7 protein-coding genes, 1 pseudogene and 1 riboswitch are annotated in these 10,438 nt (G+C 63.9%); of the genes and pseudogenes, 3 read left to right on the top strand and 5 right to left on the bottom strand.

Annotated features, from left to right (window positions below; all coding sequences use genetic code 11):
* From Q7T45_RS15095 to gcvT, 3 genes and pseudogenes are all read right to left on the bottom strand, one after another.
* Positions 1 to 1,081 (bottom strand): annotated as a pseudogene (locus tag Q7T45_RS15095) (glycine dehydrogenase); the annotation flags it as partial.
* Between the two features lie 17 nt (positions 1,082 to 1,098).
* Positions 1,099 to 1,464 (bottom strand): glycine cleavage system protein GcvH, encoded by a 366-nt coding sequence (gene gcvH, locus Q7T45_RS15090; protein WP_304871739.1) that lies wholly within the window; start codon positions 1,462 to 1,464, stop codon positions 1,099 to 1,101.
* A 25-nt stretch (positions 1,465 to 1,489) separates the two neighbouring features.
* Entirely contained in the window at positions 1,490 to 2,638 is a 1,149-nt protein-coding gene (gene gcvT, locus Q7T45_RS15085; protein WP_304871742.1) for a glycine cleavage system aminomethyltransferase GcvT, read from the bottom strand.
* Positions 2,639 to 2,776: 138 nt separating this feature from the next.
* Positions 2,777 to 2,865: riboswitch (glycine riboswitch) on the bottom strand.
* Positions 2,866 to 3,103: 238 nt separating this feature from the next.
* On the opposite strand from gcvT, the gene alaS reads away from it, so the two are divergent.
* The 3 genes from alaS to Q7T45_RS15070 all read left to right on the top strand — a co-directional run bounded on the left by alaS (position 3,104) and on the right by Q7T45_RS15070 (position 7,919).
* On the top strand, positions 3,104 to 5,797 hold the full coding sequence (gene alaS, locus Q7T45_RS15080) for an alanine--tRNA ligase (RefSeq protein ID WP_304871738.1): 2,694 nt from the start codon (positions 3,104 to 3,106) through the stop codon (positions 5,795 to 5,797).
* A gap of 25 nt (positions 5,798 to 5,822) precedes the next feature.
* The gene (locus Q7T45_RS15075; RefSeq protein ID WP_304871737.1) at positions 5,823 to 7,052 is read left to right on the top strand and encodes a cyclic nucleotide-gated ion channel; all 1,230 of its coding nucleotides are present in this window, start codon (positions 5,823 to 5,825) and stop codon (positions 7,050 to 7,052) included.
* 279 nt (positions 7,053 to 7,331) lie between these two features.
* Positions 7,332 to 7,919: a hypothetical protein gene (locus Q7T45_RS15070; RefSeq protein WP_304871736.1), complete on the top strand. Its 588-nt coding sequence runs from the start codon at positions 7,332 to 7,334 to the stop codon at positions 7,917 to 7,919.
* A gap of 95 nt (positions 7,920 to 8,014) precedes the next feature.
* Here Q7T45_RS15070 and Q7T45_RS15065 read toward each other — a convergent pair whose 3' ends face one another.
* Entirely contained in the window at positions 8,015 to 8,986 is a 972-nt protein-coding gene (locus tag Q7T45_RS15065) for a glycerophosphodiester phosphodiesterase family protein (protein WP_304871735.1), read from the bottom strand.
* Between the two features lie 224 nt (positions 8,987 to 9,210).
* Positions 9,211 to 10,422, bottom strand: a complete 1,212-nt coding sequence (locus Q7T45_RS15060) for an NADP-dependent isocitrate dehydrogenase (RefSeq protein WP_304871741.1) — start codon at positions 10,420 to 10,422, stop codon at positions 9,211 to 9,213.
* Positions 10,423 to 10,438 lie beyond the last annotated feature (16 nt).

The following is a 10,438-nucleotide window of genomic DNA, read 5'->3' as shown; positions in this document are numbered from 1 at the left end:
CGATGTGGGTCAGCCCTTCCGGGCCATGATAGACCGCGTACATCGAGGCGATCACCGCCAGCAGCACCTGCGCGGTGCAGAAGTTGGAGGTCGCCTTTTCGCGCCGGATATGCTGCTCGCGGGTCTGCAGCGCCAGCCGATAGGCCGGCTGCCCGCGCGAATCGATCGACAGGCCCACGATGCGCCCCGGCAGCGAGCGCTTGAGCGCGTCGCGCACCGCCATATAGGCCGCGTGCGGCCCGCCATAGCCCATCGGCACGCCAAAACGCTGCGCCGATCCGATCGCGATATCGGCGCCGAGTTCGCCCGGCGACGCCAGCAGCGTCAGCGCCAGAAGGTCGGCGGCAACCACGGCCAGCGCGCCCTTGGCGCGCACCGCCGCGATCGCCGGCCGCAGGTCGCGCACCGCGCCCGACGTACCCGGATATTGCAGCAGGGCGCCGAACACCTCGGCCTTGTCGAGATCGACGGCGGGATCGCCCACGATCAGGCTCCACCCGAGCGGCTCGGCGCGGGTGCGCAGCACCGCCAGCGTCTGCGGATGAACCTCGGAATCGACGAAGAAGGACTTCGCCTTGCCCGGGGCGGCGCGCTCGGCCAGCGCCATCGCTTCCGCCGCGGCGGTGGCTTCATCGAGCAGTGAGGCGTTGGCGACATCGAGCCCGGTGAGGTCGCAGATCATGGTCTGGAAATTGAACAGCGCTTCCAGCCGGCCCTGGCTGATCTCCGGCTGATACGGCGTATAGGCCGTGTACCAGGCCGGGTTCTCCAGGATATTGCGCTGGATCACCGCCGGCAGGATGGTTCCCGAATAGCCTTGGCCGATCAGCGAGGTGAAGACCTGGTTCTGCGCCGCCAGTTCGCGCATATGCGCCAGCGCTTCGGTTTCGCTCAAAGCGGTGCCGAGATCGAGCGGCGCCTTCTGCCGGATCGAGGACGGCAGGGTTTCGGCCATCAACGTATCAAGGCTTTTCGCGCCCACGGTCTCCAGCATGGCGCTGACGTCGCGGGGCGAGGGGCCGATGTGGCGGCGCACGAAGGTGGCGGCGGGCTCGTCGGTGTGTTTAAGCGGCGCGTTCATGATCATACCCTCGCGGCTCACGCGGTGTGTTTGGCGTAGGCGGCTTCGTCCATCAGGCCGCCGAGTTCGCTTTTGTCCGAAATCTTCAGCTTGAAAAACCACGCCTTGCCGCCGGCATCGGAATTGACCAGCGCCGGTTCCGCGGCGAGCGCGTCGTTGACCTCGAGCACTTCGCCCGAAATCGGCGCGTAGACGTCGGAGGCGGCCTTGACCGATTCGACCACGGCGGCGGCTTCGGCCTTCTTCAGGCTGCGTCCAACCTTCGGCAGTTCGACGAACACGACGTCGCCGAGCTGCGACTGCGCGTAGTCGGTGACGCCGATGGTGGCGACGTCGCCCTCGATCCGGAGCCATTCGTGGTCGGTGGTGTAGAGCGTCGTCATGACGGATCCTTCAGTGTTTTGAGGTTCAACGTTTGTAAGTGTTGGGGACGAAGGGCATGGCGGCGACCCGCAGCGGCAGCCGCGCTCCGCGCAATTCGGCGAACACCAGCGAGCCCGCGGCGGCGAGCGAAACCGGCAGATAGCCCATCGCGACAGGCGCATTCAGGCTGGGGCCAAAGCCGCCCGAGGTGACCTTGCCGATCTGTTCGGATGAAGTCTCATTGGCGAATAGCGGCGCGCCTTCCCGCACCGGGGCGCGGCCCTCCGGCCTCAATCCGACCCGGCGGCGCGGCGCGCCTTTTTCGAGCTGCGCAAGAATCGTGTCGGCGCCGGGAAAACCGCCGGCGCGGGCGCCGCCATGGCGGCGGCTCTTCTGGATCGACCATTCCAGCGCGCCCTCCACCGGCGTCGTCGAGGTGTCGATGTCGTGGCCATAAAGGCAGAGCCCGGCCTCCAGCCGCAGGCTGTCGCGCGCGCCGAGCCCGATCGGCATCACGTCGCCATTCGCCAGCAGCGTTCTCGCGAAGGCTTCCGCCTGTTCGGCCGGAACCGAAATCTCAAAGCCGTCCTCGCCGGTGTAGCCCGAGCGCGAGACGAAGCAGTCGATGCCGTCGATACGGCGCGGCCCCGTATCCATGAACCGCATCGCTGATATTTCGGGGCAAAGCCTGGCCAGTACTGATTCCGCCGTCGGTCCCTGCAACGCGATCAGCGCGCGGTCGGGGAGCGGCTCGATGACGCAGCTGTCCTGGAGATGAGCGCGCAGATGCGCCTCGTCCTCGGCTTTGCAGGCGGCGTTGACGACGAGGAACAAATGGCTGCCGAAATTGGCCACCATCAAATCGTCTAAAATGCCGCCGGCTTCATTGGTGAACTGGGCGTAGCGCTGTCGGCCCGGTGCAACGCTGAGGATGTCCTGCGGCACCAGCCGCTCCAGCGCCAGGGCGGCGTCCTCGACCTTGCCGGATTTCGCCCGCAGCTCGATCTGTCCCATATGCGAGACGTCGAACAGCCCGGCCGAGTTGCGGGTATGCAGGTGTTCCCTGAGCACGCCGGGTGCGAATTGTACCGGCATGTCGTAGCCGGCGAACGGCACCATTTTGCCGCCGCTGGCTGCATGCAGCGCATGCAAAGGGGTGGTTTTCAATGCGGTTTCGGTTTCGCGCGCAAGCATCATGGGGCCCTCGCGGTTCCCGAGGAGGATTCCTCGCAAACCCGTCGAAGCCCCATCTGTCGCTGTGCCTGAGAGTATTATCCCGTCGGCGGACGCATCCCGGGACTGGCCCCGGCGGCGTCTCTTTCCAGATGCTAGCAAGTCACGCGGTCCGTTTGCCTGAGAGTTTCCGGGGCGGTTGCTCCTTCGGCGCCGGCGCTTAAGCCGATCTCTCCCGACGTGACTATCTTGAACAGATGGGAGAAAACCACGGCGGCGGCAAGGCTGTCAACGCAGCCGCAGCAATTATCAACGAACCTTGTGCTGCTGCGGCAAGCCGCTGATTTGTTGCACACTTTCTGGACAGCGCCATCCCCCTTGTCTAAAAGCCATGGCTTGGTACTTGGCTTGGTACTTGGCTTGTTACTTGGGCCGGTGCGATGGCGCGTTTGCAGCGAATCCCGGGCTTTTTACGATTGGACGGACATGAGCGGCGTTAACGAGATCAGGTCGGCATTTCTGAACTACTTCGCGGCGGAGGGTCACGAGATCGTGCCGTCGTCGCCGCTGGTGCCGCGCAACGACCCGACGCTGATGTTCACCAATGCCGGCATGGTGCAGTTCAAGAACGTTTTCACCGGCGTCGAGAAGCGGCCCTATCAGCGTGCCACCACCTCGCAGAAATGCGTGCGCGCCGGCGGCAAGCACAACGACCTCGACAATGTCGGCTACACCGCGCGCCATCTCACCTTTTTCGAGATGCTCGGCAATTTCTCGTTCGGCGACTACTTCAAGGAGCGCGCGATCGAGCTCGCCTGGAACCTGATTACAAAGGATTTCGGGCTGAAGAAGGACAAGCTGCTCGTCACCATCTATCACGACGACGATGAGGCGGCGCGCCACTGGAAGAAGATCGCCGGTTTTTCGGACGACCGCATCATCCGCATCGCGACCTCGGACAATTTCTGGGCGATGGGGGATACCGGCCCCTGCGGCCCGTGTTCGGAGATCTTTATCGACCGCGGCGAGCACATCTGGGGCGGACCGCCGGGCAGCCCGGAGGAGGACGGCGATCGCTTCCTCGAATTCTGGAACCTGGTCTTCATGCAGTTCGAGCAGGTGACGAAGGAGGAGCGCCAGCCGCTGCCGCGTCCCTCGATCGACACCGGTTTGGGGCTCGAGCGGATGGCCTGCATCCTGCAGGGCGTCGACAGCGTCTTTGAGACCGATCTTTTCCGTCACTTGATCGATGCCACCGCGTCAGCGCTCGGAACCGGACCGGAGGAGCAGACCGTAGCGTCGTTCCGCGTCATCGCGGACCATCTGCGCTCCTCCGCCTTCCTGATTTCCGACGGCGTGCTGCCGTCGAACGAGGGCCGCGGCTATGTGCTGCGCCGGATCATGCGCCGCGCGATGCGTCATGCGCAGTTGCTCGGCGCGCGCGATCCGCTGATGCATCGTATCGTTCCGGCGCTGGTGCGCGAGATGGGCCAGGCCTATCCGGATCTGGTGCGGGCGGAAAAGCTGATCGAGGAAACGCTGCGGCTGGAAGAAACCCGTTTCCGCAAGACGCTGGAGCGCGGTCTGTCGATCCTCGACGAGAAGAGCAGTTCGCTGAAGAAGGGCGACATGTTCGACGGCGACACTGCGTTCACGCTGTACGACACCTATGGCTTTCCGCTGGATCTTACCCAGGACGCGCTGAAGTCGCGCGGCATCAGCGTTGATCAAGCTTCCTTTACGGACGCAATGGAGAGACAGAAAGCCAAGGCGCGTGCATCTTGGTCTGGTTCAGGTGACACAAAGACAGAAAATTACTGGTTCCCATTGCGTGAAAAATACGGCGCAACTGAATTCCTTGGCTACGACACGGAGATAAGCGAAGGCATTGTTCAAACGATTATACGCGGCGGGCCGGAAGCTATCGAACTGAAGGCCGGCGAAAGTGGTGAAGTGGTACTTAATCAAACGCCATTTTATGCAGAGTCGGGTGGTCAAGTTGGCGACACGGGTTGGTTGAAGCGAACTACTGACGGTGAAATTGTCGCGGATGTGCTCATGACGCACAAGCAGGCTGGCGATCTCTTTATTCACAATGTCAGGATGAAATCTGGCGTGCTCAAGGTCGGCGATTCGGTTCGTCTCGAAGTCGATCATACTCGCCGCTCGTCGATCCGAGCGAATCACTCCGCGACGCATCTGCTGCACGAGGCGCTGCGTCAGGTGCTCGGCGATCACATCGCCCAGCGCGGCTCGCTGGTGGCGCCGGATCGGCTGCGTTTCGATTTCGTGCATCAGAAGCCGATCACGGCGGAAGAGCTCGCCCGCATCGAGGACATTGCCAACGAAGTGGTGCTGGCGAATGACGAGGTCACCACGAGGCTGATGGCGGTGGATGACGCGCGCGATGCCGGGGCGCGGGCGCTGTTCGGCGAAAAATACGGCGATGAAGTGCGCGTGGTGACGATGGGCCGAAACGCGCGCGAGCATGGCAGCAACGCGCTCGGCTGGTCGGTGGAATTGTGCGGCGGCACCCATGTGCGCCGCACCGGCGATATCGGATTGATCTCGGTGACCGGCGAAAGCGCGGTCGCCTCGGGCGTCCGCCGCATCGAGGCGCTGACCGGCAATCATGCGCGCAAACACGCCAACGACACCATGGCGCTGGCCAGGACCGCGGCGGGCGAGTTGCGCACCACGCTCGACGAGATGCCGGCGCGCATCGCCGCCTTGATGGAGGACCGCAAGAAGCTGGAGCGTGACCTCGCAGAGGCTCGCAAGAGGCTGGCGATGGGCGGCGGGACTTCCGTCGGCAACGGTGCTGCGGCCGGTCCTGCCGGCGTGCGTCAGGTCGGCGACGTCAAGCTGATGGCGCGCGCGGTCGAAGGCATCGAGATGAAGGATCTCAAGAGCCTCGCCGATGACGGCAAGAAGCAGCTCGGCTCCGGCGTGGTCGCCATCGTCGGCGTCACCGCCGACGGCAAGGCCGGCGTCGTGGTCGGCGTCACGCCCGATCTGACCTCGCGTTTCAGCGCGGTCGATCTGGTCAAGATCGCCTCCGAGGCGCTCGGCGGCAAGGGCGGCGGCGGGCGTCCCGACATGGCGCAGGCCGGCGGCCCCGACGGCGCCAAGGCGGATGCGGCGCTTCAGGCGATCGAAAACGCGATGGGCGGCGCCTGACAGGCTCAATCCGGGGAACAGCGCGATGCAAGGTCACGATCTGCGCCGCCGGGTTTACGATCTCCTCGAACACGACAACATTCCGCACACGGCGAGCGCGCGGCTCGCGCATCTGATCATCGCGATCGTCGTCGTCAACGTGTCGGTGATGGTGCTGGCATCGGTTCCGGAGATCAACGCGCGGTTCGGCCGGCTACTCATGGCGATCGAGATCGCCTCGCTCGCAATCTTTGCCCTCGAATATGCGGCGCGGTTCTGGAGCGTGGCCGGACATGCGCCGGTTCGGGAGATGAGCCCGTGGCGCGCCCGGCTGGACTACGCGACCTCCAGCCTCGGCATCATCGACCTGCTGTCGGTGCTGCCGTCCGGAGTAGCATTGCTCGGTAACCAGCGCCCGATGCTGGTGATGGTCGGCATGCTGCCGTTCTTCAAGCTGGTGCGCTATTCGACCGCGATGCGCTCGTTGCTGGCGGCGGTCCATGCCGAGCGGCGCACGCTGTTCGGATGCCTGGTGATCCTGGTCGGCGCGGTGCTCACCTTCGCGACCGTGATGTACGCGGTGGAGCATGACGCCCAGCCCGACAAGTTCGGCAGCATTCCGCTCGCGATGTGGTGGGCGATCGTGACGCTCGGCACCGTCGGCTATGGCGACGTGGTCCCGGTGACGGCGATGGGCAAGACGGTCGCGAGCTTCGCCATCGTCGGCGGGCTGATGATGATCGCGCTGCCGGTAGCGATCATTTCCGGGGCCTTCGCCAATGAAGTCCGCCGTCACGACTTCATCGTGACCTGGGGCATGCTGGCCCGGGTGCCGCTGTTTGCGCATCTGCGCGCCGCCGAAATTGCCGATATCATGCGGCTGTTGCGCACCCAGACCATCGAGACCGACGAAATCCTGGTGCGGCGGGGAGAGCCGGCCTCGTCGATGTATTTCATCGCCGCCGGCGAGGTCGAGATCGAATTGCCGGCGCAGCGGGTGCGGCTCTCCGACGGCAGTTTCTTCGGCGAGATCGCGCTTTTGCATCGGACCCAGCGCAGCGGCACCGTCACCGCGCTGCGCAAGTCGAACCTGCTGGCGCTGGACGCGCAGGATTTTCACGCCCTGATTGCGCGCGCGCCGAAACTTGCCGCGCATGTCCAGGAAGTGGTCAGGGCCCGGCTCGCCGATACCGCGCAGGCGCAGAAGGGCGATATCGCCCTGGATGAAATCGCGCAGGCAACGCAAACCGATGACGAAGGTGGCGTCGTCGTCTAGCGTGGCCGGCCTAACGCTTGGGCAACGGTTTCTGCACAAAATCGCGAAAACAACCCCATGCATAGAAAGCAACACATTGGATTCGTTGGACTTTTTGAAGATGCGGAACCTCGCCGCGACACTAGCTCGATACCGTCGCGACCGTTGAAAACCGCACACATGGCGCAGGCCATCGAACCTCCCTCCGGCGAATTGGACGACCCGCTGATCGAATTGCTGCCAAGACAATGGTCTGAGATAGACGGATAGCGCGCGGCGAATCCTTGCCTGTGAGGCCAAATGATCCCTGATTATCTGCAGCGAGTTTCGGATCGGATCGGCGCCTATGCCGCCAACGACGAACCGCTCGCAGCCGCCGGCAACAAGGTAGCGCTGGTGCTGGCAGGCAATGCGCCATTCTATCCGCTCTATGTGATCGCGCTGGCCGGCAGCGACGGGATGCCATGGCTGCTGATGACGCTGCTTGCTTTTCCGATATTCCTCATGGTGCCTGCGATCGCGCGCCGTCATCCCCTGGCGGGCAGGATAGTTCTGTCGCTCGCCGGAACGATCCACACGGTATCATGCACCTGGGTGCTTGGAGAAAAATCCGGGACCGAACTCTTCTTGATCCCCTGCATCGCGCTCGCGAGCCTGTTGTTCGGCGTGGGCGAACGCATCTGGATGCTGCTGCTGGCGGCGCCGCCGTTCGCCGCCTGGCTGCTCCTGCACGGAAATTTTGGCGCGCCGCCATACCTTTATCGGGATGACGCCTATGCCGCGCTGCTCTCCATGAACGCCATCAGCGTCGGCACGCTCTCGATCTTCCTCGGAATTGTCTTTTCCGGGCTCTACGCTGTGCCGGCCAGACCCGCGCCGCGCGCTTGAGTGCCTGTCGCGCGCGGAAAGTGGCGGTTGCGCCGGTGGTGATCGAACTCAACACTGCATCGTTCGAGAGCATCGCTTTGCGATGCGCTTTTGCTCTAGCGCTTCGGCAGCGCCGGCGCGATCCGGTCGATCCGGTTGGTCCAGATGCCGCCGGCAAAGCCTGATGGCAACAAGGCGAGGTCTTCGGGTCGATCGATCCCGCTGGAGAAATCCTCGCCGTCGTGCCGTCCGATGATGAAGACGGCGGAGCCATGATCGTTCATCCGGTTGAGAAACCGGTTCGGCCAGCCCCACAGCCACGGCGCGTAATTGACCGGCACCAGCAGCACGCTGCGTTCGCAATCGGGCGGGACGTAACCGGACCATCCCAGCAGGAAATAGCGGATCAGGCAGCGCTTCAGCGTGATCCCCGACATCGCGGGGATGTCGAGCACCTGCCGCGCGGCCGCCACCGGCAGCGTGCCGCCATAGATCATCAGCCGCTGCAATTGTTGCTGCGGCAGCGATCTGAGGCGTTCGGCGAGCCGCCGGCCCTCATCTTCATCGTTGCTCTTGATGTGGATCAGGAAGCGCTTGTCGGGAAAGGCGCCGAGCACCTCGTCGAGCGAGGGCAGCAGGCCGATCCCGGTGCCGCGCAGTGGAAAGGTCTTGCCGCCGTCGGCGGTGTAGCCATGGCCGACGTCGAGCTTTCTCAGATCGGCGAGGCTGTGTTCGCGCGTGACGCCGTGGCCGTCGGTGCGGCAGTCCAGGGTCCAGTCATGGAAGACGGCGATCTGGCCGTCAGTGGTCGGGTGAACGTCGAGTTCGACGATGTCGGCGCCGGCGGCGAAGGCCGCGCGCATCGAGGGCAGGGTATTCTCGATGAAGGCATGCTCGGGCGGAAAGATCCGCGCCGCGGTGCAGGTCGTCGCCGTCAGGCCCGTTGCAGGATAGGTCTGGGCCAGCCCGCGATGCGCCAGCAACGTGCGCGTGGTCTGCGGCGAAACCCAGAGCGAGCTGTTGCCGAGCGCGATCGCGCCGGCAACGAGGATGGTGAAGAGCAGTCCAAACCGAACGATCCGCCGCATGGTGGCCCTTGGAAATTACGAGCGGACCACGCAAGGTCTTTGGGGCGAAAGCACGGCGTTCCCCGCGCGTCATTGCGAGGAGCTCTTGTCCGCCGAAGCCCGCCTTCGGGCGAAGGCGGATGCGACGAAGCAATCCATTCTTCCTTTGCTTGGATAGATGGATTGCTTCGCTGCACTCGCAATGACGTTGAGGGAGGGGAAGCCTACGTTAGGCCGCCGATCTCTTAGGCCATTTCCTTCGTCAGATTCTCCGCGACCTTGTCGAGGAAGCCGGTGGTGGAGAGCCAGCGCTGGTCGGCGCCGACCAGCAGGGCCAGATCCTTGGTCATGAAGCCGGCCTCGACGGTGTCGACGCAGACCTTCTCCAGCGTCAGCGCGAACTTCGCCAGCGCCTCGTTGTTGTCGAGCTTGGCGCGATGCGACAGGCCGCGGGTCCAGGCGAAGATCGAGGCGATGGAGTTGGTCGAGGTCTCCTTGCCCTTCTGGTGTTCGCGGTAGTGCCGCGTCACCGTGCCGTGGGCGGCTTCGGCTTCGACGGTGTTGCCGTCGGGCGTCATCAGCACCGAGGTCATCAGGCCGAGCGAGCCGTAGCCCTGCGCCACGGTGTCGGACTGCACGTCGCCGTCGTAGTTCTTGCACGCCCAGACGTAGCCGCCCGACCACTTCATCGCGGCGGCGACCATGTCGTCGATCAGGCGATGCTCGTAGGTGATCTTCTTGGCTTCGAACTGCGACTTGAATTCCTTGTCGTAAATGTCCTGGAAGATGTCCTTGAAGCGGCCGTCATAGACCTTGAGGATGGTGTTCTTGGTCGACAGGTACACCGAATAGTTCTTGGCAAGGCCCTGGTTGAGCGAGGCGCGGGCGAAATCGGCGATCGAATCATCGAGGTTGTACATCGCCAGCGCGATGCCGGCGGAGGGAGCCTTGTACACTTCCCGCTCGATCACCTTGCCGTCCTCGCCGACGAACTTCATCGTCAGCGTGCCCTTGCCGGGGAACATGAAGTCGGTGGCTCGGTACTGGTCGCCGAAGGCGTGACGGCCGATGATGATCGGCTTGGTCCAGCCCGGCACCAGCCGCGGCACGTTCTTGCAGATGATGGGCTCGCGGAACACGACGCCCCCGAGGATGTTGCGGATGGTGCCGTTCGGCGACTTCCACCTCTGCTTGAGGCCGAATTCCTTCACCCGGGCTTCATCAGGGGTGATGGTGGCGCACTTGACGCCGACGCCGTATTTCTTGATGGCTTCGGCGGCATCGATGGTGACCTGATCGTTGGTCTGGTCGCGGTATTCCATCCCGAGGTCGTAATACTGCAGGTCAATATCGAGGAACGGGTTGATCAGCTTGTCCTTGATGTATTGCCAGATGATCCGGGTCATCTCGTCGCCATCGAGTTCGACGACGGGGTTGGTCACCTTGATTTTTGCCATGGCAGATCGGGCCTTT

The organism is Bradyrhizobium sp., from assembly GCF_030646015.1.
Lineage (GTDB): Bacteria > Pseudomonadota > Alphaproteobacteria > Rhizobiales > Xanthobacteraceae > Bradyrhizobium.
The sequence above is the reverse complement of the archived record's forward strand: the minus strand, read 5'-3'. Positions and strand labels throughout refer to the sequence as shown.

What these genes read in the sequence shown, in the direction of transcription:
- gcvT (WP_304871742.1), bottom strand. Translation starts at nt 2,638, where the DNA reads ATGCTTGCGCGCGAAACCGAAACCGCATTGAAAACCACCCCTTTGCAT.
- Q7T45_RS15070 (WP_304871736.1), top strand. Translation starts at nt 7,332, where the DNA reads ATGATCCCTGATTATCTGCAGCGAGTTTCGGATCGGATCGGCGCCTAT.
- alaS (WP_304871738.1), top strand. Translation starts at nt 3,104, where the DNA reads ATGAGCGGCGTTAACGAGATCAGGTCGGCATTTCTGAACTACTTCGCG.
- gcvH (WP_304871739.1), bottom strand. Translation starts at nt 1,464, where the DNA reads ATGACGACGCTCTACACCACCGACCACGAATGGCTCCGGATCGAGGGC.
- Q7T45_RS15065 (WP_304871735.1), bottom strand. Translation starts at nt 8,986, where the DNA reads ATGCGGCGGATCGTTCGGTTTGGACTGCTCTTCACCATCCTCGTTGCC.
- Q7T45_RS15060 (WP_304871741.1), bottom strand. Translation starts at nt 10,422, where the DNA reads ATGGCAAAAATCAAGGTGACCAACCCCGTCGTCGAACTCGATGGCGAC.
- Q7T45_RS15075 (WP_304871737.1), top strand. Translation starts at nt 5,823, where the DNA reads ATGCAAGGTCACGATCTGCGCCGCCGGGTTTACGATCTCCTCGAACAC.